This is a genomic window from Mycolicibacterium thermoresistibile (assembly GCF_900187065.1).
GTDB lineage: Bacteria > Actinomycetota > Actinomycetes > Mycobacteriales > Mycobacteriaceae > Mycobacterium > Mycobacterium thermoresistibile.
Genome location: NZ_LT906483.1, coordinates 4,577,490 through 4,601,823 on the forward strand (window position 1 = coordinate 4,577,490; position 24,334 = coordinate 4,601,823).

Here is a 24,334-nt window from a genome sequence, read left to right on the forward strand (position 1 = left end):
CTCGCCACATTCACCGCACCAACCTGTCCTTTCCATCGTCGGTGGGAACATCAGCCAAGCCTCCCGCGATGATCGCCAGGTTATATCCGGAGGTGCGGAGCTCGCCGTTCACCGGACGTGGGTAATCGGCGTGGGTATGTGCACCGTGGCGCGGCACATTGTCGGTCGGCGTCACCGTGGCCTCGGTAGAAAGCTGCTCGAGCGGCAAGGTCGACGGATTCGGACCGAACTGGCCAAGGTCGCCCGCCGACGGCAACGGAATGCCCCACAGGTTTGGATCACCGGATATTGGGTCCTCGGGCGCTGACATGACGAAGGCATGGCCGTCGGCGAGGAACATGTCGGACTCGTCGCGAATGGGCACCCCATGCAGGCTGTACTGCGTCGGAGCGGGATCGGTGAACCCCAGCCCGGGCGAACCGTAAAACGCTGCATTGTCGACGACGCCCGTCTCGCCCAACTCATGAAGCGCCTGCGCCGTCGTCAATGAACCATAGGAATGCCCAAAGGCCGACAGGTTGACGTCGGAGCCGTGTTCGTTCGTGGCGACAATGCCCCGGTAGAAATCGGCGAGATCCGGCGCAGCCTCATTGGCCCGACGGTCGATACCCGCCTCCAGGACGGAGATGTCATTCCCGGGGGGGCTCGTATCCGAGCCAGGCGATCGTCGACACCTGTTCGCCCTCCCTTCCGGCAAAGTCCAGTTGTCTCTGGGACTCCGCCTGCAGCACTGCCGCCTCACTCACCATGCCCGGCAGGCTGGTCGGCGTCGTCCCAACCCCCGGGGTCGTCACGGCCACGTGTTCGGCTTCGTCCGGATTACCCACCGCGATCGCTGCTCGCGGTTCTCGCCCCTCGGGGAACTCCAACAGCATCAGGTACTTGTTGGGGTCGTACCCCTTCGAAGGATCGCCGTCGATGGACATCGCTTCCCGCATGGCCAGTGCTTTCTCGAGCCGCTCCTGAGGTCCTCGCACCATGCGGTCGTACCGGCCTTCTCTGAGGTAACCACCGGGCCCACCTGTTCCATACGGACCCAGGAATTCCTCCCGAGTTGGAAGTGCGTCGACTTCGCCCTGGGCTTCGGCGATCTCCTGATCGAGTTCAGCAAGATTGACCTCCCTTCGCGCCCACGCGGGCACCCCGTCCCGGTCCCCGATCCAGTCTGGATGCTCGGCGATGACCTTGTGTTGCTCTTCCTCAGACAGCGCATCCCACCAAGCCGTGACGTCGCGAGGAGCAACCCCTTCGCCCTCCGGCGGATACGGCGCCGAGAGGCCGGACTGGGCGCGGCCCATCTCCTGAGCGCTTACGGCATCGGCCGCACCTTGCGCGGTGATCTTGCCGTCCGCCAGATTTGCGAACACCTCCACACAGTCGGCGTCGATGTCCTTGGCCTGATGTATGAGGGCCTTCGCGCGGGACTCGATGTTGTCGGCAATCGGCTGCAGCTCGTCATGCAGATCGGCCGGCGCGTCGATGCACACATCCCCGTTGTCCGACAAGCGCAACAACCCGCCTTGCGCGGCGATATCGGCCCGCACGCCCTCCAACTCGGTCTGCAACGTGGCCACCGCCGCGGCCGTCTCCTCGGCAAGCTGGCGAACGGCACCGATCACCGCCGCATCATCAAGGACTCGGTTGGCAGTCGACCGGATCTTGCCGCGCGCCGCATCGGCGGCCGGCGACTCCCAGCCGGGCAGCCTGGAGATCAGCTCAAGATCACTCGCGACGCCCTCGATCGTCGTCAATTCACCGCCCAACTCGGTGGCGATCGACTGCAATGCGCCGACGTTCCACGAGTCGATATCACTCAATAGCAACGTGCGGGCTCCCCGTTGGCCACAGCGGTATCGTAACGCAGCAACATCGGGCCTCGGCGCACCAATTTCCCGGGCCCCCACGTCCGCGGAGAAGGCGCGCGGGAACCGCACGGTACCCTCTTGGACGATGCGGACCACCGAGGTTGAGACGACGCCCCGCCGGCTGACCGGCTGGGGGCGCACCGCGCCGACCGTCGCGCAGGTGCTGTCGACCTCGGACGCCGAGGTCATCGCCGAAGCCGTCCGGCGGACGGCCGAACAGTCCAAGGCCGGCGCCCGCGGTGTCATCGCCCGGGGCCTGGGCCGTTCTTATGGCGACAACGCGCAGAACGGCGGCGGGCTGGTCATCGACATGACCCCGCTGAACAGGATCCACCGCATCGACGCCGAAACCCGCCTGGTCGACCTCGACGCCGGCGTCAGCCTGGACACCCTGATGAAGGCGGCGTTGCCGTTCGGGCTGTGGGTCCCGGTGCTGCCCGGCACCCGCCAGGTCACCGTCGGCGGCGCCATCGCCTGCGACATCCACGGCAAGAACCACCACAGCGCCGGCAGCTTCGGCAACCACGTCCGCTCGATCGACCTGCTCACCGCCGACGGCCAGATCCGCCGGCTGACCCCCGACGGTGACGACCCCGAGCTGTTCTGGGCCACCGTCGGCGGCAACGGCCTCACCGGCATCATCCTGCGCGCCACCATCGAGATGACCCCGACCGAGACGGCGTACTTCATCGCCGACGGGGACGTCACCGCCACCCTCGACGAGACCATCGCCCTGCACAGCGACGGTAGCGAGGACAACTACACCTATTCGTCGGCCTGGTTCGACGCGATCAGCGCACCGCCGAAGCTGGGCCGGGCGGCGATCTCCCGCGGCAGCCTGGCCCGCCTCGACGAGCTGCCCCCGAAGCTGCGGAAGAACCCGCTGAAGTTCGATGCGCCGCAACTGCTCACGTTCCCAGACATCTTCCCCAACGGGCTGGCCAACAAGTACACGTTCGGGCCGATCGGCGAGCTGTGGTACCGCAAGTCGGGCACCTACCGCAACAAGATCCAGAACCTGACGCAGTTCTATCACCCGCTGGACATGTTCGGGGAGTGGAACCGCGCCTACGGCCCGGCCGGGTTCACGCAGTACCAGTTCGTGGTGCCGACCGAGGCCGTCGACGAGTTCAAGGCCATCCTCGTCGACATCCAACGGTCCGGACACTACTCGTTCCTCAACGTGTTCAAACTGTTCGGCCCGGGAAACAAAGCGCCGCTGAGCTTCCCGATTCCCGGCTGGAACGTCTGCGTCGACTTCCCGGTCAAGCCGGGCCTCAACGAATTCCTCACCGGGCTCGACCGGCGGGTCCTGGAGTTCGGCGGCCGGCTGTACACCGCCAAGGATTCCCGGACCACCGCGGAAACCTTCCACGCCATGTACCCGCGCATCGACGAATGGATCGCCGTGCGCCGCAGGGTCGATCCCGAAGGGATCTTCGCCTCCGACATGGCCCGACGTTTGGAGTTGCTGTAGATGGTGCACACACATGGTTCTTGATGCCGTAGGTAACCCGCAGAGCATTCTGTTGCTCGGAGGCACCTCCGAGATCGGGCTGGCGATCTGCGAGCGCTATCTGCAGAACGCCCCCGCCCGCATCGTGCTGGCCGCACTGCCGGACGACCCGAACCGGGACGCCGCCGTCGAGCAGATGCGCAGGGCCGGAGCGAAATCCGTCGAACTGATCGACTTCGACGCCGTCGACACCGAGAGCCACCCCGCCGTCATCGACAAGGCGTTCGCCAATGGCGACATCGACGTCGCGATCGTGGCGTTCGGTCTGCTCGGCGACGCCGAGGAGCTGTGGCAGAACCAGCGCAAGGCCGTGCAGATCGCCCAGATCAACTACACCGCAGCGGTTTCGGTCGGTGTGCTGCTGGGCGAGAAGATGCGCGCCCAGGGCTTCGGCCAGATCATCGCGATGAGTTCCGCCGCCGGCGAGCGGGTGCGCCGCTCCAACTTCGTCTACGGCTCCACCAAGGCCGGTCTGGACGGCTTCTACCTCGGACTCGGAGAGGCTCTGCGCGAGTACGGTGTCCGCGTCCTGGTGATCCGGCCGGGCCAGGTGCGCACCCGGATGAGCGCGCACATCAAAGAGGCCCCGCTGACCGTCGACAAGGAGTACGTCGCCAACCTGGCCGTCACCGCGGCGGCCAAGGGCAAGGAACTGGTGTGGGCGCCGGGCGCATTCCGGTACGTGATGATGGTGTTGCGCCACATCCCGCGGCCCATCTTCCGCAAGCTTCCCATCTGATGCAGCGCCCTGCGCCGGCCTCCGCGGCCAGAGTGCTCGGCCACATGGCGACCGCCACCCTGGTGGCCACCGTCGTGACCGTGGTGTCTCTGGTGGCGATCGCCGGGGTGGAGTGGCCGGCCTACAACTCGTCGAATCAGCTGCACGCGCTGACCACCGTCGGTCAGTTCGGCGCACTCGCCGGGGTCTTCGCGGCGGGTCTGCTGTGGCGACGCGGCCACCGCCTGGCGGCCCGCCTGGGCGCGGTGGTGTTCCTGTCGGCGTTCTCGGTGGTGACGCTGGGGATGCCGTTGGGCGCCACCAAGCTGTACCTGTTCGGGATCTCGGTCGACCAACAGTTCCGCACCGAATACCTCACCCGGTTCGCCGACACCGCCGCGCTGCGGGACATGACCTACCTGGGGCTGCCGCCGTTCTATCCGCCCGGCTGGTTCTGGCTCGGCGGCCGGGCGGCGGCGCTGACCGGCATACCGGCCTGGGAGATGTTCAAACCGTGGTCGATCCTGTCGATCACGATCGCCGCCGTGCTGGCCCTGGTGCTGTGGGCGGCGCTGGTCCGCTTCGAATACGCGCTGATCGTCACCACCGCGACCACCGCGGTGATGCTGGCCTACTCGTCGACCGAACCGTACGCGGCCATCATCACGGTGCTGCTGCCACCGGTGTTCGTGCTGGCCTGGTCCGGGCTGCGCGGTAGGACGCGTAACGGCGGTCCCCCGCAAGCGGGAGGTGCCCCCAGGGGGGCCGTCGTCGGGGTGGGGATCTTCCTCGGAATCGCGGCGCTGTTCTACACACTGCTGCTGGCGTACGCGGCGTTCACCCTGGTGATCATGGCGGCGGTGGCCGCCGTCACCGACCGCGACTGGGGTCCGGTCCGGCGGCTCGCGGTGATCGCCGCGGTGTCGATACCGATCGCGCTGATCGGCTGGGGCCCATGGCTGCGCGCCGCCCTGCACGGCGAACCGGCCGACACCGGCACCGCCCAGCACTATCTGCCCGCCGACGGCGCCGAACTGACCTTCCCGATGCTGGACTTCACCCTGGTCGGGGCATTGTGCATGATCGGCACCATCTGGCTGGTGGCGCGGGCCCGCAACTCCGCCCGCGCAGCCGCTCTGGGCATCGCGGTGCTCGCGGTGTACGCCTGGTCGCTGCTGTCGATGCTGACCACGCTGGCCGGCACCACCCTGCTGTCGTTCCGGCTGCAGCCCACCCTGACCGTGCTGTTCACCGCGGCCGGGGTGTTCGGGTTCATCGAGGGCGCCCGCGCCCTCGCCGACAGCTTCTCCAGCCGCCGGCTGCTGGCCGTCGCCGCCACCATCGGCAGCATCGGGGCGCTGACGTTCAGCCAGGACATCCCCGACGTGCTGCGCTACGACATCGTCGTCGCCTACACCGACACCGACGGCAACGGGGAACGCGCCGACCGCCGCCCCGCCGGCGCCGAACGGTACTACTCCGAGATCGACGCCCGGATCCTGGAGGTGACCGGCAGGCCCCGCGACGAGACCGTGGTGCTCACCGCCGACTACAGCTTCCTGTCGTACTACCCCTATTACGGTTTCCAAGGCCTGACCTCGCATTACGCCAACCCGTTGGCGCAGTTCGAGCAGCGCGCCGCGGCCATCGAGAGCTGGGCGGTCCTCGAGGACGCCGATCAGTTCATCGCCGCGCTCGACGCCCTGCCGTGGGAGCCGCCGACGGTGTTTTTGCTGCGCGGCGCCGGTTCCGGGGGCGCCGATGACACCTACACCCTGCGGTTGGCCGAGGACGTCTACCCCAACCAACCGAACGTGCGCCGCTACCACGTCAGGCTGGACCGGGCGCTGTTCGACGATCCCCGCTTCGACGTCTCCACGATCGGGCCGTTCGTGCTGGCGATCCGGGTCGGCTGATGGGCCAGATACGATCAACCCCCGTGATCGCCGCGGGAAGCAACCACCGGGCGGCCCGCCTCATCGCCATCGTCGCTGGTTTGCTCGGCGCGCTGATGGCCTTGGTAACGCCGCTGTTGCCGGTGAATCAGACCACCGCCGAGTTGAACTGGCCGCAGGACGGGGTGCTGCGCAGCGTCGAAGCCCCGTTGATCGGCTACGTCGGCACCGAACTGACCATCAACGTGCCGTGCGAGGTCGCCGCCGGGCTCACCGGCGGCCGCACCGTGCTGCTGTCCACCGTGCCCAAGCAGGCCCCCAAGGCGGTGGACCGCGGCCTGCTGATCGAACGGGTCAACGACGACCTGCTGGTCATCGTCCGCAACACCCCGGTGGTCAGCGCCCCGCTCAGCCAAGTGCTCAGCCCGCAGTGCGACCGGTTGGAGTTCACCGCGCACGCCGACAAGGTCACCGGTGAGTTCGTCGGCCTGACCCAGGGCCCCGACAGCGAGACGCCCGGCGAACCGCTGCGCGGCGAACGGGGCGGCTACGACTTCCGCCCGCAGATCGTCGGGGTGTTCACCGACCTGTCCGGCCCGGCGCCGCCCGGCCTGGAGTTCTCCGCCACCATCGACACCCGGTACAGCAGCAGCCCCACCCTGCTGAAACTGCTGGTGATGATCGCCGGGGTGGTGCTGACGGTGATCGCGCTGGGCGCGCTGCACGTGCTCGACGCCGCCGACGGCATCCGGCACCGCCGGGTGCTGCCGCGCCGGTGGTGGTCGCTGACCCCGCTGGACGGGGTGGTGACCGCCGTGCTGGTGTGGTGGCACTTCGTCGGCGCCAACACCGCCGACGACGGCTACATCCTCACCATGGCGCGGGTGTCGGAGAACGCCGGCTACATGGCCAACTACTACCGCTGGTTCGGCACCCCGGAGTCGCCGTTCGGCTGGTACTACGACCTGTTGGCGCTGTGGTCGCACGTCTCCACCGCCAGCGTGTGGATGCGGCTGCCGACGCTGGTGATGGGCCTGGTGTGCTGGTGGGTGATCAGCCGCGAGGTCATTCCCCGGCTGGGCCACGCCGTCAAGACCAACCGCGCCGCCGCGTGGACCGCCGCGGCGATGTTCCTGGTGTTCTGGCTGCCGCTGAACAACGGGTTGCGCCCGGAACCGATCATCGCCCTGGGCATCCTGCTGACCTGGTGCTCGGTGGAACGCGGGGTGGCCACCAGCCGGCTGCTGCCGGTGGCGGTCGCGATCATCATCGGCGCGCTCACCCTGTTCTCCGGCCCCACCGGGGTGGCCGCCATCGGCGCGCTGCTGGTGGCGATCGGCCCGCTGAAGACCATCGTGGCCGCCCACGTGTCCCGGTTCGGCTATCTGGCGCTGCTGGCGCCGATCCTCGCCGCCTGCACGGTCACCGTCATCCTGATCTTCCGGGACCAGACACTGGTCGGCGAACTCGAGGCCAGCACCTTCAAATCCGCGGTCGGACCCAGCCTGGCCTGGTTCGACGAACACATCCGCTACTCCCGGTTGTTCACCACCAGCCCGGACGGCTCGGTCGCGCGCCGGTTCGCGGTGCTGTCGCTGCTGCTGGCGCTGGCGATCTCGGTGGCGATGTCGCTGCGCAAGGGCCGCATCCCGGGCACCGCGGCCGGTCCGAGCCGCCGCATCATCGGCATCACCGTCATCTCGTTCCTGGCCCTGATGCTCACCCCGACCAAGTGGACCCACCACTTCGGGGTGTTCGCCGGGCTGGCCGGCTCGCTCGGGGCGCTGGCCGCGGTGGCGGTCACGGCGGCGGCCATGCGGTCCCGCCGCAACCGTGCGGTGTTCACCGCCGCGGTGCTGTTCGTCACCGCGCTGAGCTTCGCGACCGTCAACGGGTGGTGGTACGTCTCCAACTTCGGCGTGCCCTGGTCGAACCAGTTCCCGTCGTGGCAGTTCGCCTTCACCAACATCCTGCTCGGCTTCTCGGTGCTGGCGCTGCTGGCCGCGGCGTGGTTCCACTTCTCCGGCCGCGACACCGGCGCACCACTGGCACGGCCCTCCTTGTGGCAGCGGATCGGTCAGGCGCCGCTGGCGGTCGCCGCGTGGGCGCTGGTGGTCTTCCAGGTGGTGTCGCTGACCTGGGCGATGATCGGTCAGTACCCGGCCTGGACGGTGGGCCGGTCCAACCTGCAGGCGCTCACCGGCAAGACCTGCGGCCTGGCCACCGATGTGCTGGTCGAACCCGACCCCAACGCAGGCATGCTCACTCCGGTGGGCGCGTCCCTGGCCGACGCGCTGGGTGCGGACGGCGCGGAGGGCTTCGACCCCAACGGCATCCCCACCGACGTCTCCCCGGACCCGGTGATGGGACGGCCCGGCGCGGACAACTTCGCCGACTCCGACACCGGATCCGGTGACGACACCGAGAACCGGGCGGGCACCGAGGGCGGCACCACCGCCGCCGCCGGTGTCAACGGCTCCCGCGCCCGGCTGCCGTTCCATCTCGACCCGGCCCGCACGCCGGTGCTGGGCAGCTGGCGCAGCGGCACCCAGCAACTGGCCCGGCTGCGGTCGGCGTGGTACCGGCTGCCGGACGGCTGGGCGGACCGGCTGGACACCCACCCGCTGCTGGTGGTGTCGGCGTCCGGACGATTCGATCCCGACGAGGTCCAGCTGCAGTGGACCACCGCCGCCGACCCCGCCGACGCCGAGGCCGAGGGTTCGGTCGAGTTCGGCGATATCGGCGCGGCGCCGGCATGGCGCAACCTGCGCACCCCGCTGGCCGCGCTGCCACGGGAGGCCACCCACGTCCGGCTGGCGGCCTCCGACGACGATCTGGCCCCGCAGCACTGGATCGGGCTGACCCCGCCGCGCATCCCCGAGCTGCGCACCCTGCAGGACGTCGTCGGATCCGAGGACCCGGTGCTGCTGGACTGGCTGGTCGGTCTGGCGTTCCCGTGTCAGCGCCCGTTCGACCACCGCCACGGGGTGATCGAGGTGCCCAGGTGGCGCATCCTGCCGGACCGGTTCGGCGCGGAGGCCAACTCGCCGGTGATGGACTACCTCGGCGGCGGGCCGCTGGGCATCACCGAGCTGCTGTTGCGCGCCACCACCGTGCCGACGTACCTCAACCACGACTGGAACCGGGACTGGGGCTCGCTGCAACGGCTCACCCCGTACCAAACCGACGCCCAACCTGCGCGAATCGACCTCGGTTCGGCAACGCGTAGCGGCCTGTGGAGCCCGGCACCGCTTCGTCATTGATCCCGTGGCATACCATCGAGCCTCGTGTCGCGCGATGGTGCTGAACGGGCCCGGCGCGGTTTCGGTGTCGCCAGGCTGATTGCAGCCCTCGCCGGGATCGCCGGTGTACTGCTGTGTGGATTGGTGCCGCTGCTTCCGGTGCAGCAGACCACTGCGACGATCCTGTGGCCGCAGGGCACCGATGCCGACGGCCGGGTCACCGACATCACCGCCCCGCTGGTGTCCGGCGCTCCGCAGGCACTGGACGTGTCGATCCCGTGCCCGGCCGTCGCGACCCTGCCCGAAGACGGCGATGTGGTGCTGTCGACCGTGCCGGCCGGCGGAATCGACGCCGGACGCAACGGGCTGTTCGTCCGCGCCAACGACGAGATCGTCGTCGTCGCGTTCCGCGACTCGGTGGCCGCGGTGGCGCCGCGGGCCGCGGTGGACGCCGGCGAGTGCAGCGTGCTGCACATCTGGGCGAACCCGGCCAGCGTGGGCGCCGACTTCGTCGGGATCCCGGGCGCGGCCGGCACCGTCGGCGTGGAGAAGAAGCCGCAGGTCGCCGGGGTGTTCACCAACCTGGAGGCGTCCCCGCAGGACGGCCTGGCCGTGCGCGTCGACGTCGACACCCGGTTCATCACCGCCCCGACGGTGTTCAAGCTCGCCGCCATGCTGCTCGGCGTGGCCTGCGTGCTGGCCTCGATCCTGGCGCTGGCGCGGCTGGACCGCGCCGCCGCCCACCGGGTGCGCGGCCTGCGCCGGATCGGGCGCGCGAATCCGTTCACCTGGTTCGTCGACGTCGCGGTGATCGGCACGCTGGCGCTGTGGCATTTCATCGGCCCGCTGACCACCGATGACGGCTACAACACCACGATCGCCCGGATCGCCGGTGAGGCCGGCTACACGGTCAACTACTACCGCTACTTCGGCGCCGCCGAGGCCCCGTTCGACTGGTATCAGTCGGTGCTGGCGCACCTCGCCGCGATCAGCACCTCCGGGGTGTGGCTGCGGGTGCCCGCCACCCTCGCCGCGATCGGCACCTGGCTGGTGATCAGCCGGTGGATGCTGCCCCGGCTGGGTCGGCGGTTGGCCGCCAACCGGGTCACCGTGGCCACCGGCGCGGCGGTGTTCCTGGCGGCGTGGCTGCCGTTCAACAACGGGCTGCGGCCCGAACCGCTGATCGCCTTCGCGGTGGTGACCGCGTGGGTGCTGGTGGAGAAGGCGATCGGCACCCGGAGGTTGTGGCCGGCCGCGGCGGCCGTCGTCGTCGCGGTGTTCTCGGTGACCCTGGCCCCGCAGGGGCTGATCGCGCTGGCTCCGCTGCTGGTCGGCGCCCGCCCCATCGCCCGCATCATCGGCGCCCGCCGCCGCACCGACGGCCTGCTCGCCCCGCTGGCCGCGCTCGCCGCGGCCGCCGCACTGATCTTCGTGGTGGTGTTCCGCGATCAGACGCTGGCCGCCGTCGCCGAATCGGTACGGATCAAGTACTCGGTCGGCCCGACCATCCCGTGGTATCAGGAGTTCCTGCGCTACTACTTCCTGACCGTCGAGGACAGCGTCGACGGATCTCTGACCCGCCGCTTCTCGGTGCTGGTGCTGCTGCTGTGCCTGTTCGGTGTGTTGACGGTGCTGCTGCGGCGCGGCCGTCCACCGGGGGTGGCCTACGGCCCGGTGTGGCGGCTGATCGGGGTCACCGCGGTCGGGCTGCTGCTGCTGACCTTCACCCCCACCAAGTGGGCCATCCAGTTCGGCGCGTTCGCGGGGCTGACCGGCGCGCTGGGCGCGGTCACCGCGTTCGCCTTCGCCCGGGTCGGGCTGCACAGTCGCCGCAACCTCGCGCTGTACGTCACCGCGCTGCTGTTCGTGCTGGCCTGGGCGACCTCCGGGATCAACGGCTGGTTCTACGTCGGCAACTACGGTGTGCCGTGGTACGACAAGCAGCCGGTGATCTTCGGCTACCCGGTCACCACGATCTTCCTGGTGCTGGCCATCGCGACCGGTCTGCTGGCCGGCTGGCTGCACTTCCGGATGGACTACGCCGGGCACACCGAGGTCGCCGACACCCCGCGCAACCGGGTGCTGGCCTCCACCCCGCTGCTGGTGGTGGCGGTCATCATGGTGGTGTTGCAGGTCGGCTCCATGGTCAAGGGCGCGACCCAGCGCTACCCCGTGTACACGATCGCCAAGGCCAACGTCGCCGCGCTCACCCGGGACAGCTGCGCGATGGCCGACGATGTGCTGGTCGAGGCCGACACCAACGCCGGGATGCTGCAACCGGTTCCGGGCCAGCCGTTCGGCGAGTACGGTCCGCTCGGCGGCGCCGACCCGATCGGCTTCCACCCCAACGGGATCAGCGACACCCTCGAACCGCCCGAACCGGTCGTCGCCAACCCGGGCATGGTCAACTCCGACGGTGATCCGTCCAAACCCAATGTGGGCATCGGCTGGGCCGCCGGCACCGGCGGCGGCTACGGCCCGGAGGGGATCAACGGCTCCCGGGTGTTCCTGCCGTTCGGGCTGGATCCCGCCCGCACCCCGGTGATGGGCAGCTACGGCGAGAACTCGGTGGCCGCCAAGGCCACCTCGGTCTGGTACGCCCTGCCCGACGACTGGCCGGCCACCATCGCCGAACGGCCCCTGGTCACCGTCGCGGCGGCCGGCGCGATCTGGTCCTACGACGAAGAGGGCGAGTTCAACTACGGACAGTCGCTGAAACTGCAATGGGGCGTGCGCCTTCCGGACGGCGGCTTCCAGCCGCTCGACGAGGTGCAGCCGATCGACGTCGGGGCGCCCCAGACCGCCTGGCGCAACCTGCGTTTCCCGCTGAGCTGGGCGCCGCCGGAGGCCGACGTGGTGCGCATCGTCGCCGACGACCCCAACCTCAGCGACGACCAGTGGTTCGGCTTCACCCCGCCGCGGGTGCCGATCCTGCAGACCGCCCAGGACTTCCTCGGGTCGGACACCCCGGTGCTGATGGACATCGCCACGGCCGCGCACTTCCCCTGCCAGCGCCCGTTCGCCCACCATCTCGGCGTCGCCGAACTGCCCGAGTACCGCATCCTGCCGAACCACAAACAGGTGGTGGCGTCGTCGAACATGTGGCAGTCGGCCGAGGACGGCGGCCCGTTCCTGTTCATCCAGGCGCTGCTGCGCACCGCGACGATCCCGACCTATCTGCGCGACGACTGGTACCGCGACTGGGGGTCGATCGAGAGCTACCACCGGGTGGTCCCCGCATCCGAAGCGCCGACCGCCATCATCGACGAGGGTTCGATGCGGGTGTTCGGCTGGACCCGGCAAGGACCGATTAGGGCCCTCCCATGACGACTCCCATGAGCAAGAACGTACGGACCACCCGGTGGGTCGCCATCATCACCGGACTCCTCGGATTCCTGCTGGCGGTGGCGACCCCGCTGTTGCCGGTCACCCAGACCACCGCCACCCTGAACTGGCCGCAGGACGGCCGGCTGGCCAACGTCACCGCGCCGCTGATCTCCCAGGCGCCGGTGGAGATGTCGGTGACCGTGCCGTGCGACCTGATCGCCGCGATGCCCGCCGACGGCGGCATGGTGCTGGGCACCGCACCGAAGGAGGGCAAGGAGGCCGCCCTTCAGGGGTTGTTCGTCAACGTCACCGACGACCGGGTCGACATCACCGACCGCAACGTGGTGATCGCCAGCGTGGAGCGGGACCGGGTGACCGGGGCCGCGGGCACGCCGGGGTGCTCGCGGATCGAGATCACCTCGTCGATCGACGGCACCTGGGCCACCTTCGTGGGGTTGACCGGTGACGACGGCGCCGACGGCGAGGATCTGCGCAGCGGATTCGCCGATCCGAACCTGCGGCCCCAGATCGTCGGCGTGTTCACCGATCTGACCGGACCGGCGCCGCCGGGCCTGTCGCTGTCGGCCACCATCGACACCCGGTTCACCACCACGCCGACACCGCTGAAGCTGGCGGCGATCCTGCTGGCCATCGCCTCGACGGTGCTGTCGGTGCTGGCGTTGTGGCAGCTGGACCGGCTCGACGGCCGCCGCATGCAGCGGTGGATCCCGGAGCGGTGGCGGACCTTCACCCTGGCCGACGGCACCGTGGTGTCCGCGTTCGTGCTGTGGCACGTCATCGGCGCCAACTCCTCCGACGACGGCTACATCCTCGGGATGGCCCGGGTCGCCGAACACGCCGGCTACATGTCGAACTACTTCCGCTGGTTCGGCAGCCCCGAGGACCCGTTCGGCTGGTACTACAACCTGCTGGCGTTGATGACGCAGGTCAGCACCGCGAGCATCTGGATACGGCTGCCCGACCTGGTGTGCGGCCTGATCTGCTGGCTGTTGCTGTCCCGGGAGGTGCTGCCCCGGCTCGGCCCGGCGGTGGTGGCCAGCCGTCCGGCACTGTGGGCGGCGGCGCTGGTGCTGCTGGCGGCGTGGATGCCGTTCAACAACGGGCTGCGCCCGGAGGGGCAGATCGCCACCGGCGCGCTGATCACCTACGTGCTGATCGAGCGGGCGATCATCTCCGGACGGCTGACCCCGTTCGCGCTGGCGATCGTCACCGCCGCATTCACCCTGGGCATCCAGCCCACCGGGCTGATCGCGGTGGCCGCGCTGATCGCCGGTGGCCGCCCGATCCTGCGGATTGTGATGCGCCGCCGCCGGCTGGTCGGCACCTGGCCGCTGGTGGCGCCGCTGCTGGCCGCCGGAACGGTCGTGCTCACAGTGGTTTTCGCCGACCAGACCCTGGCGACCGTGCTGGAGGCCACCCGGATCCGCACCGACATCGGCCCGAGCCAGGAGTGGTACACCGAGAACCTGCGCTACTACTACCTGATCCTGCCGACGGTCGACGGGTCGCTGTCGCGGCGGTTCGGATTCCTCATCACCGCGCTGTCGCTGTTCGTGTCGATCTTCATCATGTTGCGGCGCAAGCGGGTTCCCGGGGTGGCCCGCGGCCCGGTGTGGCGGTTGATCGGGATCCTGTTCGCCACCGTGTTCGTGTTGATGTTCACCCCGACCAAGTGGGTGCACCACTTCGGGCTGTTCGCGGCGGTCGGGGCCGCGATGGCGGCGGTGGCCACCGTGCTGGTGTCCCCGGCGGTGCTGCGCTGGGCCCGCAACCGGATGGCGTTTTTGGCCGCGCTGCTGTTCATGCTGGCGCTGTGCTGGGCCACCACCAACGGCTGGTGGTATGTGTCGAGCTTCGGCGTGCCGTTCAACAACGACATGCCGGAGATCGCCGGAATCCCGGTCAGCGCGATGTTCTTCGCGCTGTTCGTCATCGCGGCCTGCTATGCGTTCTGGTTGCACTTCGCGCCCCGCGACCGCGGCGAGAACCGCGTCGTGCGGGCACTGACCACCGCGCCGATCCCGGTGGTCGCAGGCTTCATGGTGGTGGTGTTCGTCGCCTCGATGCTCACCGGCGTGGTGCGCCAGTACCCGACCTACTCCAACGCGTGGGCCAACATCCGTGCGCTCGCCGGCGGCTGCGCGCTGGCCGACGACGTGCTGGTGGAACCGGACCCCAATGAGGGTTTCCTGACCCCGCTCGACCCGCCGGCCGGCGAGTCGTGGGGCCCGCTGGGCCCGCTCGGCGGGGTGGACCCGGTCGGGTTCACCGCCAACGGGGTGCCGGACCGCATCGTGGCCGAGGCGATCCGGCTGAACCTGCCGCGGCCGGGCACCGACTACGACTGGGACGCCCCGCGCCGGCTGGACACCCCGGGGGTCAACGGGTCGATCGTCCGGCTGCCCTACGGCCTGGACCCGGCCCGGGTACCGGTGGCCGGCAGCTATGTGGAAGGCCCGCAGCAGCAGAGCCGGTTGACCTCCGCATGGTACGAACTGCCCGCACGCGATGACGCGCATCCGCTGGTGGTGGTGACCGCCGCCGGAACGATCACCGGCTACAGCGTGTTCAACGGCCGCACCGAGGGTCAGACGGTGCAGCTGGAGTGGGCCCGGCGCGGACCCGACGGCACACTGGTGCCGGAAGGCCGACTGGAACCCTATGACCTGGGGCCGATCCCGTCGTGGCGGAACCTGCGGTTCGACCGCGCCGAGATCCCCGACGACGCTGTCGCGATCCGGCTGGTGGTCGAGGATCTGTCGCTCACCCAGGGGGACTGGGTGGCGGTGACCCCGCCGCGCGTGCCGGAGTTGCAGTCGGTGCAGGAGTACGTCGGCTCCGAACAGCCGGTGCTGATGGACTGGGCGGTCGGGTTGGCGTTCCCGTGCCAGCAGCCGATGCTGCACGCCAACGGCGTCACCGAGGTTCCGAAGTTCCGGATCACCCCGGACTACAACGCCAAACGGCTCGACACCGACACCTGGCAGGACGGCGTCAACGGCGGGCTGCTCGGCATCAGCGACCTGCTGCTGCGCGCCCACGTGATGGCCACCTACCTGTCCCGCGACTGGGGCCGGGACTGGGGTTCGCTGCGCAGGTTCGAGACGATCGTCGACGCCGAACCGGCGCGCATCGACCTCGGCAGCGCCACCCGCAGCGGGCTGTGGTCGCCCGGGGAGATCCGGATCAAGCCCTAGGCGGCAGGGGTCTGGCCGGATTCGTTGGCGTCCTGGATGTCCTCGTGGCACTCCATCTGCGACTGTCCGGTCTGCTCCACGCACACCAGCACCGGCGCCTCCTCATCGGCCGGCAACGGCTGTGCACCCGGATCGCGGGTGACGGTGGGATGCGAGATCCGGCCCGGATACAGCGACCAGATGTCGGCGTCGACCGACGGTAGGTGCGCACAGTACGCCTGCGTGCCGTCCTCGGTGATCCCGGCCGCGCCCAGAGTGGCGCAGTCCGCACCGACCACCACCACCGGCAACGCAGGCTCACCGGGGGCCGCCGGCGGTGGTGAGGCGGGGGCGGGCCGGTCGCTGTCAGGTTCGTGGCCGTCGCCGCGCAGCACCAGGAAGGTCCCGGCCGCCCCGGCGATCACCAGCAGCCCCGCGGCCGCGGCGATGACGGGCCTGCGCCCGCGGCGGCCCTTGCCGGCGGCCGGTAGCGCCAACCGGGTGGGGTCCTCGGCACCGACCCGGTCGACGCTGCCGTACCGGTGTTCCAGAGCGCGGGCGAAGTCGATGCAGCGGTCATAGCGGTCGGTCGGATCCTTCGCCAGCGCCTTGGCGAACACCGGATCCAGGTCGGCCAGTTCGGGCCGGCGGTCGCCGATCGGCGGCGGTTCGGCCGTCAGATGCTGGCTGATGACCACCGCCGGATTGCTGTGCTGAAACGGCGGTGCACCGGTCATCAGCTGAAAAGCGGTGGCCGCCAGGGCATATTGGTCGGCACGCCCGTCGATGTCCGCAGCCCGCAACTGCTCCGGCGCGGCGTAGGCCACCGTCCCGACGGTCATGTCCGTCTCGGTCAGCCCGCTGCTCCGGTCGATCCAGCGGGCGATGCCGAAATCGGCCAACAGCACCCGCTCGGCGCCCTGCTCCCCGTCTCCGGCGGCGAGCAGGATGTTCGCCGGTTTCACGTCGCGGTGCAGCAGATTGCGGGAATGCGCATGGTCCAGGGCGTCGGCGACGGCGGTGATGATGCGGATCACCGCATCGGGTGGCATCCCGTTCGGATACTGTTCGCCGAGCAGCCGGCCGACATCGGTGCCGTCCACATGGTCCATCGCGATCCACAGCTGACCGTCGTATTCACCGCGGTCGTGCACCGCGACGATGTGCGGATGCCACAGCGTGGCCGCGATGTCGGCTTCCTGCTCGAACCGGCGCCGGTACTCGTCGTCCGCGCTGACCTCGGCCGACAGCACCTTCAGCGCATCGTTGCGGGGCAGCCGCGGATGCCGGGCCAGATACACCTCGCCCATACCTCCGGCACCCAATCGCCGCAGGATCGTGTACTCGGCGAACTGTTGGCCGTCGGCGAGCGGCATCGCCCCCGATGGTAACCGACGACTCAGATCGGGATCAGGCCGTGCTTACGCTGCACCCGCTGGATCTGCTTGTCCCGGAGCAACCGCATCGCGCTGCGCAGCTTCAGCCGGGTCTCGTGCGGTTCGATCACCGCGTCGACGTACCCGCGCTCGGCGGCCACGTACGGCGTCGCCATGTCGCGGTTGTACCCCTCGATGAACTGCCGGCGGATCTCCTGCACCTCCGGCGCGTTCGGGTCCGGGAACCGCTTCATGATCAGCTGGGCGGCTCCCTCGGCGCCGATCACCGCGATGCGCGCGGTCGGCCACAGGAAGTTGAAGTCCGAGGTGAGCTGCTTGGAGCCCATCACCGCGTAGGCGCCGCCGTAGGACTTGCGCACGGTGATGGTCACCTTCGGCACGTCGGCCTCCACCACGGCGTAGAGGAACCGGCCGCCGCGTTTGATGATGCCGTTCTTCTCCTGCTCCACACCGGGCAGGAAGCCCGGGGTGTCCACCACGAACACCAGCGGGGTGTTGAACGCGTCGCAGAACCGCACGAACCGGGCCGCCTTGTCGGAGGCCTCGTTGTCGATCGCCCCGGACAGCACCATCGGCTGGTTGGCGACCACGCCGACCGGTCGGCCGTCCACCCGCGCGAAGCCGGTGATGATCGCCTGCCCCGCCTGCCCGGCGACCTCGAGGAAGTCGCCGTCGTCGAAGATCCGCAGCAGGATCTCGTGCATGTCGTAGGCGGTGTTGTCGTTGTCCGGGACGATCGAGTCCAGCTCCAGATCGTGCGGGGTGATCTCGGGTTCCAGGCCGGGGTTGACGATCGGCGCGTCGTCGAAGGTGTTGGCCGGCAGGAAGCCCAGATAGTCCCGGACGTACTGGAAGGCCTCCTTCTCCGAATTGACGACGGTGTGGATGTTGCCGTACCGGGCCTGCGCGTCGGCGCCGCCGAGCTCGTCGAGGGTGACCTCCTCACCGGTGACGTCCTTGATGACGTCCGGCCCGGTGACGAACATGTAGCCCTGATCCCGCACCGCGACGATCAGGTCGGTCTGGATCGGCGAATACACCGCTCCCCCGGCGCATTTGCCGAGGATGATGGAGATCTGCGGGACCAGACCGCTCAGCAGCTCATGGCGCCGGCCCAGTTCGGCGTACCAGGCCAGCGAGGTCGCCAGGTCCTGGATGCGCGCACCGCCGGAGTCGTTGATGCCGATGATCGGGCAGCCGACCATGGCCACCCACTCCATCAGCCGCGACACCTTGCGGCCGAACATCTCCCCGACCGATCCGCCGAACACCGTCTGATCGTGGCTGAACACCCCGACCGGCCGGCCGTCGATGGTGCCGTGCCCGGTGACCACCCCGTCGCCGTACAGCGCGTTGGGGTCTCCGGGGGTCTTGGCGAGCATCCCGATCTCCACGAAGCTGCCCGGATCGAGCAGCGCGTGGATCCGTGCCCGCGGGCTGGGAATACCCTTGGCGTCCCGCTTCGCCGCCGCCTTCGCGCCGCCGGGTTCCTTGGCCTGCTCCAGCTTCTCCCGGAGTTCGGCGAGTTGTTCGGCGGTCGTCTTCGGCGGGCGAAGACCGGACTCTTGACTCACTTGACTTGCTCCTCCGCCTCGATGCGGTTGATGGCCTCGCTCATGTGCGCGCCGACCTTCGCGATGTACGGCTCGTCGATCACCTGGATGTGCTCGCCGCCGATGTGCACGATCTCCAGATCCGAGACGTACTCACCCCAGCCGCCGTCGGGCTGCCGGATGGCGTAGCGCGGCTCGAAGTAGATCGCGTCGTCGTGGTAGCGGTCGGCCATGTACAGGGTCACATGTCCGTCGTACGGCTGGATCTCGGCGGTGTCGATCATCCGGTTGTCCAGGTACGAGGTGCGCTGATGCTCGATGATGCCGCCCGGGATCTGCACCCCGCTCTCGGCGATCGCGTCCAGCACCAGCTGCACCTGACCCTCGTCGTCGAGCTCCTCGAGCTGCTCGTACGGGATCTCCGGGATCTCGACGTTGAAGGTGCGCTCGGCGAACCGGGCGTACCGCTCCCAGCGGGCCCGGGTCTCCTCCTTGGTCTGCGGCACCTCCTCACCGGCGCGGACCGCGTCGATGAGGCCGACGAACCGGACGTCGGCGCCGGCCTGCTTCAGCCCGATCGCGCAGGCGTAGGCCAGCACCCCGCCCAGCGACCAGCCGGCCAGGATGAACGGCTCGCCCCGTCGGCCGTCGATCCAGCCGTTGAGCTCCAACAGCTTCGGCACGTACTGGCGGGCCCGTTCCTCGATCGAACCCTCGACCCGTTCGAAGCCGTACATCGGGGTGTCCGGCGGCAGCCTGTTCAGCAGCGGCTCGTACACCACGGTGGATCCGCCCGCGGGGTGGAACACGAACACCGGCAACCGATCCGAGCCCTCCTGCGGGGCGCGGATGGTGCGGACGAACCCGTCCACCTTGCCGCCCTCGAGGTATTCGCGCACGGTGGTGCCGAGTTCCTCGATGGTCTTGGCGGCCTTGACGTCCTCGGCGCTGATGGTGCCCTCGTCGACGCGCTCGGTGAGCCGTTCGGCGATCTTGGCCGCGGTCGCGTCGTCGATGGCGGGCAGCTCGTTGAAGATGCCGCCCGGCGACTTTCCGGTGACGATCGCCCAGGTCGCGAACGTGACCCGTTCCGCGGCGTCCCGCGGCGGCACGTCGGCGCCGAGCGCCTCGGTCACCGCCTCCTGGGTGAGCACTCGGCGCTCCGCGGCCGGCGGCTTGTTCGGTCCGCTCGGATCCGTGGGCGGCGGCGGGATGTTCGCAACCGGCGCGGGCGCCGAATCAGACACCGGCCCGCGCGGATCGGTCGGCGGGGGCGGGATCGCATCGTCCTGGGTGCTCGGCTCGGCCTGCGGGTCCACCACCGCGGTGGTGGCGGTCGCCTCGGTCGCTCCGGACAGCACGGCGGCCTGCTCTGCGGCCTGGTCCGGGGCCTGCTCGGAGCCGTCCTGTCCGGTGTCGACCGCAAGTCCCGCGGCGACGAGCTTCTCCTGGATCTCGGCGACGGTCGACGCCCCGCCCATCAACTCGGCCTGCTCGGCGGCGATCTCCTCGGCCGTCTTGCCCTTCTGCGCCTCGGCCAGTTGATCCACCTCGTCGCGATGCTCGATCGCATAGGTGATCAGCTGCTCGACGTCCCGCAGGCTGGCGTCGCGCACCGCGGTCAACTGGATCGGCGGCAGGTCGAAGTCGTACTCGACCCGGTTCTTGATCCGCACCGCCATCAGCGAGTCCAGCCCGAGTTCGATCAGCGGCACCTCCCAGGGCAGGTCCTCGGGCTCGTAGCCCATCGCCCCGCCGACGATCAACGCCAGCCGGTCGCGCACCGTCTCACCCGAGTCCGGCGACCACTTCGCCACCTGCGCACCGAGATTCGCGCCCTGCGTGAGGTTGTCGGTGAGGATCTCGGGTTGTTCCTCCGGCTCCTCCTCGACGCCCGACCCGACCTGGGGCGCCCCGATGGCCGCACCGGCCCCGACGGCGGCCGGCAGCACGCCGGGCTGATCACCGCGGGTCACGATCGCGTCGTAGACCAGCGTGAACGACTCGTCGATGCGAGCATGCACCTGCACCGACGCGCCACCGGGATGGCGGGTCAGCGTGGTCACCAGCCGGGCCCCCTCGGCCGGCACCGCCCGCTGCTCGTACGCGACCAGCTTGGCATCCGGAAGCACCTGCGCGGCAGCCGATTTCACCAGCGCCGCCAGGTCGGTCTCACCCTTGGGCGCGTACTCCCAGACATGGCGGCCGTCCGGCGTCGCGACATGGTTGCCCGGCATCAGCACCGAACTGTCCCCGGTGAACTTCGCGTCCAGCCAGTGTTCCTTGCGGCGGAACCGGGTCGGCGGGATGTCGGCGAACTCGCCCTTGCCGAACAGCGTGCGGATGTCCAGATCGTGACCGTGCACGAACAGGTGCGCCATCGCGGTCGTCATCGAGTCGACCTCGTCCTGCTTGCGCGCCAGCGTCGCGATCAGCTGCGCATCGTGCAGACCCGCTGCGGCCGTGGTCAATCCGACCTGCATCAACGCCACCGGGTTCGGGGCGAGCTCCAGGAACGTGGTGTGGCCGTTGTCGACGGCGTTGCGGACACCCTGGGTGAAGTAGACGCTGTGCCGCAGCCCCTTCTTCCAGTAGTCCACGTCGTGCACCACCGAACCGGGTCGCACGAAGGTGCCCTCGTGCACCGTCGAGTACAGCCCGACCGTGGTCGGCAACGGCTGGATGCCCTGCAGTTCCGCCGCCAGCTCACCGAGCAGCGGATCCATCTGCTGGGTGTGGCTGGCGCCCTTGGTCTGGAACTTGCGGGCGAACTTGCCCTCCTGCTCGGCCCGGGCGATGATCGCGTCCACCTGATCGGGCGGACCGCCGATCACGGTCTGGGTGGGCGCCGCGTAGACGCACACCTCCAGGTCCGGATAGTCGGCGAACACCGTCTTGATCTCGTCGGCGGAGTACTCCACCAGCGCCATCAGCCGGATGTACTCGCCGAATAGCATCGCCTCGCCCTCACCCATCAGGTGGCTGCGCGAGCAGATGGCGCGGGTCGCGTCGGCCAGCGACAGCCCGCCGCAGAAGTAGGCGGCCGCCGCCTCACCGAGCGACTGCCCGATCACCGCGGCGGGTTTCGCGCCGTGATGCCTCAGCAGCTCACCCAGCGCGATCTGGATGGCGAAGATCACCAGCTGCACCACCTCGATGGGGTACTCGCAGGTGGCGTCGGTGTAGTCGACCGAGTCGTCGAGGATCAGCTCGAGGATCGAGTAGCCGCGCTCGTCCTGGATCAGCGCGTCCACCTTGTTGATCCACTCGGCGAACACCTCGTTGCGCAGATACAGGCTCTTGCCCATCTTGCGGTGCTGGGCGCCGAACCCGGCCAGCACCCACACCGGGCCGTTGGCGACCGGACCGTCGGCGGTCAGCAGGCTGGGGTGCTGCTTGCCCTCGGCCAGCGCCCGCAACCCCTTGATCGCCTCGTCGTGGTCGCGCGCCAGCACCACCGCCCGGGAGCGGGCGTGGTTGCGCCGCGACAGCGACCGCCCGATCGACTCCAGCGAGGCCGCCCGGCCCGCCGGGCTGTCGATCCAGTCGGCCAACTCCGCCGCGGCGGCCTTCTTCCGCGAAGTCAGGAACGCCGAAACCGCCAGCGGAACAAGCGGTTTGGACTGTTCCTGGGATTCCAGTTCGGCGCGCGCGGCCTCCAGCAGGCGCTGCGCCTCCTCGGTCATCCCGGGCAGTTCGGGTTCCGCGTCGGACGGGACATAGGTGTCGTCACCGTAGAAGTCCATCCGGTCGCGGCGCTCGGCGTACTCGGCCCCGTCGGCGTCATGGTCGGCTGCGTCGTCATGGTCATCGGCGTCGACCCGGACCCCGCCGATGTAGACCGCGTCGGCGTCGGATTTCGCGGGCTTGTCGGCGGCCGGTTCCGGTGCGGGTTCCGGCTCGACCAGATCGCTGGGCAACACCTCGCGCAGCACCAGATGCGCGTTGGCGCCCCCGAATCCGAAGCCGGACACCCCGGCGATGGCCTTACCGCTGTAGCGCGGCCAGTCAGTGACGGTGTCGGCGACCTTCAGCCGCAGGCCCTCGAAGTCGATGTACGGATTGGGCCCCGCGAAGTTGATCGACGGCGGCAGCTTGTTGTGCTTGAGCGCCAGCGAGACCTTGGCCAGGCTGGCCGCCCCGGCCGCCGACTCCAGGTGGCCCAGATTGGATTTCACCGCGCCCAGCAGCGCCGGACGGTCCGCCGGCCGGTTGCGGCCGACCACCCGGCCCAACGCGTCGGCCTCGATCGGGTCGCCCAGGATGGTGCCGGTGCCGTGCGCCTCGATGTAGTCGACGTCGCGCGGGTTGATCCCGGCGTCCTGGTAGGCCTTGCGCAGCACATCGGCCTGGGCGTCCGGGTTCGGCGCCAGCATGCCGTTGGACCGGCCGTCGTGGTTGACCGCGCTGCCGGCGATGATCGCGTAGATCTCGTCCCCGTCGCGGCGGGCGTCGGCCAGCCGCTTGAGCACCAGCATGCCGCCGCCCTCGGAGCGGGAGTAGCCGTTGGCATCGGACGAGAACGACTTGATCCGGCCGTCCGGCGCCAGCACCCCGCCGACCTCGTCGAAGCCGATCGTCACCATCGGGGTGACCAGTGCGTTCACCCCGCCGGCCACCACCACGTCGGCCTCCCCGGAGCGCAGCGCCTGCACACCCTGGTGCACCGCGACCAGCGAACTCGAGCAGGCGGTGTCCACCGCCACCGACGGGCCGCGGAAGTCGAAGAAGTAGCTGACCCGGTTGGCGATGATCGAGCTGGCGGTGCCGGTGATCGCATACGGGTGCGCCACCGTCGGGTCGGAGACCGCCAGGAAGCTGTAGTCGTTGTTGGACGCGCCGATGTACACCCCGACGTTCTCGCCGCGCAGCTCCGACGCCGGGATCCGGGCGTCCTCCAACGCCTCCCAGGTCAGCTCCAGCGCCATCCGCTGCTGCGGGTCGAGGTTGTCGGCCTCCATCTTCGACAGCGCGAAGAACTCGGCGTCGAAACCCTTGATGTCGGACAGATAGCCACCACGGGTGGCCGCCTTGGCCACCCGTTCGGCGATCCGCGGTTCGGACAGGAACTCCGACCAGCGGCCCTCGGGCAGATCGGTGATGGCGTCACGGCCCTCCAGCAGCGCCTGCCACGTCTCGGCCGGGGTGTTCATCTCGCCCGGGAACCGGGTGGACAGCCCGACGATCGCGATCGCCCGCTCATCGGCGTCCGGGCGGCTCCAGTCGGCGTCGTCGTCGTCGGCGCCGGTCTCCTGCTCACCCTCGATGATCACGGTGGCCAGCGATTCGATGGTCGGATGCCGGAACGCGACGGTGGCGGTCAGCGTGACACCGGTGAGGTCCTCGATGTCGCTGGCCATCGCGACCGCGTCCCGCGACGACAGGCCCAGTTCCACCATCGGGGTGGAGTCGTCGATGCGGTCCGCGGGCTGACCGGTCGCGTTGGAGATCCAGTTGCGCAGCCAGTCCTTCATCTCGGCGACCGTCATGTCGGTCTGCGCCGGCTGCAGCGGACCGTCCGCCGGCAACACGTCGGCCAGCCGGACCTCTTCGGCCGGGTTCTGCGGGCCGGCCTCGTCGCCGGTGACCGGCGGTTGCGAATCGTTGGGGTTCTCAGTCATCTA

Annotated in this window: 11 protein-coding genes; 6 read left to right on the forward strand and 5 right to left on the reverse strand. The window is 69.6% G+C overall.

The window, feature by feature from the left end; genetic code table 11:
• Positions 1-10: 10 nt before the first annotated feature.
• Both CKW28_RS24265 and CKW28_RS24365 read right to left on the reverse strand, forming a co-directional pair.
• Positions 11-742, reverse strand: coding sequence for an alpha/beta hydrolase (locus CKW28_RS24265; protein ID WP_264015792.1), 732 nt, complete (start codon positions 740-742; stop codon positions 11-13).
• Complete coding sequence (locus tag CKW28_RS24365; protein WP_264015790.1) at positions 630-1,817, reverse strand: alpha/beta hydrolase; 1,188 nt, start codon at positions 1,815-1,817, stop codon at positions 630-632. Before CKW28_RS24365 ends, CKW28_RS24265 begins: the two co-directional genes overlap by 113 nt.
• Before the next feature lie 133 nt (positions 1,818-1,950).
• Here CKW28_RS24365 and dprE1 point away from each other — a divergent pair, with 133 nt between their 5' ends.
• From dprE1 to CKW28_RS21855, 6 genes are read left to right on the forward strand one after another with little or no spacing between them, the layout of a single operon-like run.
• Positions 1,951-3,342: a decaprenylphosphoryl-beta-D-ribose oxidase gene (gene dprE1, locus CKW28_RS21830; protein WP_003924817.1), complete on the forward strand. Its 1,392-nt coding sequence runs from the start codon at positions 1,951-1,953 to the stop codon at positions 3,340-3,342.
• A 13-nt stretch (positions 3,343-3,355) separates the two neighbouring features.
• Positions 3,356-4,120, forward strand: a complete 765-nt coding sequence (gene dprE2, locus CKW28_RS21835; protein WP_003924818.1) for a decaprenylphospho-beta-D-erythro-pentofuranosid-2-ulose 2-reductase — start codon at positions 3,356-3,358, stop codon at positions 4,118-4,120.
• Positions 4,120-6,015 carry a galactan 5-O-arabinofuranosyltransferase gene (locus CKW28_RS21840; protein WP_197700604.1) on the forward strand — a complete coding sequence of 632 codons (1,896 nt, stop codon included), beginning with the start codon at positions 4,120-4,122 and terminating at the stop codon, positions 6,013-6,015. Before dprE2 ends, CKW28_RS21840 begins: the two co-directional genes overlap by 1 nt.
• Positions 6,015-9,257: an arabinosyltransferase domain-containing protein gene (locus CKW28_RS21845; RefSeq protein ID WP_040546450.1), complete on the forward strand. Its 3,243-nt coding sequence runs from the start codon at positions 6,015-6,017 to the stop codon at positions 9,255-9,257. Before CKW28_RS21840 ends, CKW28_RS21845 begins: the two co-directional genes overlap by 1 nt.
• A gap of 9 nt (positions 9,258-9,266) precedes the next feature.
• Positions 9,267-12,563: an arabinosyltransferase domain-containing protein gene (locus CKW28_RS21850; protein ID WP_435405823.1), complete on the forward strand. Its 3,297-nt coding sequence runs from the start codon at positions 9,267-9,269 to the stop codon at positions 12,561-12,563.
• Between the two features lie 8 nt (positions 12,564-12,571).
• Positions 12,572-15,781 carry an arabinosyltransferase domain-containing protein gene (locus CKW28_RS21855; RefSeq protein WP_003924822.1) on the forward strand — a complete coding sequence of 1,070 codons (3,210 nt, stop codon included), beginning with the start codon at positions 12,572-12,574 and terminating at the stop codon, positions 15,779-15,781.
• On the opposite strand, the gene CKW28_RS21860 is transcribed toward CKW28_RS21855, so the two are convergent.
• Genes CKW28_RS21860 through pks13 form a run of 3 tightly spaced genes read right to left on the reverse strand, consistent with a single transcriptional unit; the run spans position 15,778 to position 24,331 of the window.
• The gene (locus CKW28_RS21860; RefSeq protein WP_003924823.1) at positions 15,778-17,136 is read right to left on the reverse strand and encodes a serine/threonine-protein kinase; all 1,359 of its coding nucleotides are present in this window, start codon (positions 17,134-17,136) and stop codon (positions 15,778-15,780) included. The two genes, CKW28_RS21855 and CKW28_RS21860, sit on opposite strands and share 4 nt — an antisense overlap.
• A gap of 23 nt (positions 17,137-17,159) precedes the next feature.
• Positions 17,160-18,731, reverse strand: coding sequence for an acyl-CoA carboxylase subunit beta (locus tag CKW28_RS21865; protein ID WP_003924824.1), 1,572 nt, complete (start codon positions 18,729-18,731; stop codon positions 17,160-17,162).
• Positions 18,728-24,331 (reverse strand): polyketide synthase Pks13, encoded by a 5,604-nt coding sequence (pks13, locus tag CKW28_RS21870; RefSeq protein WP_003924825.1) that lies wholly within the window; start codon positions 24,329-24,331, stop codon positions 18,728-18,730. Before pks13 ends, CKW28_RS21865 begins: the two co-directional genes overlap by 4 nt.
• Between the last annotated feature and the right edge of the window lie 3 nt (positions 24,332-24,334).

Bases quoted from the DNA above. Each gene is read 5' to 3' on its own strand.
- dprE1 (WP_003924817.1), top strand. From the start codon at position 1,951: ATGCGGACCACCGAGGTTGAGACGACGCCCCGCCGGCTGACCGGCTGG.
- dprE2 (WP_003924818.1), top strand. From the start codon at position 3,356: ATGGTTCTTGATGCCGTAGGTAACCCGCAGAGCATTCTGTTGCTCGGA.
- CKW28_RS21840 (WP_197700604.1), top strand. From the start codon at position 4,120: ATGCAGCGCCCTGCGCCGGCCTCCGCGGCCAGAGTGCTCGGCCACATG.
- CKW28_RS21845 (WP_040546450.1), top strand. From the start codon at position 6,015: ATGGGCCAGATACGATCAACCCCCGTGATCGCCGCGGGAAGCAACCAC.
- CKW28_RS21855 (WP_003924822.1), top strand. From the start codon at position 12,572: ATGAGCAAGAACGTACGGACCACCCGGTGGGTCGCCATCATCACCGGA.
- CKW28_RS21860 (WP_003924823.1), bottom strand. From the start codon at position 17,136: ATGCCGCTCGCCGACGGCCAACAGTTCGCCGAGTACACGATCCTGCGG.
- pks13 (WP_003924825.1), bottom strand. From the start codon at position 24,331: ATGACTGAGAACCCCAACGATTCGCAACCGCCGGTCACCGGCGACGAG.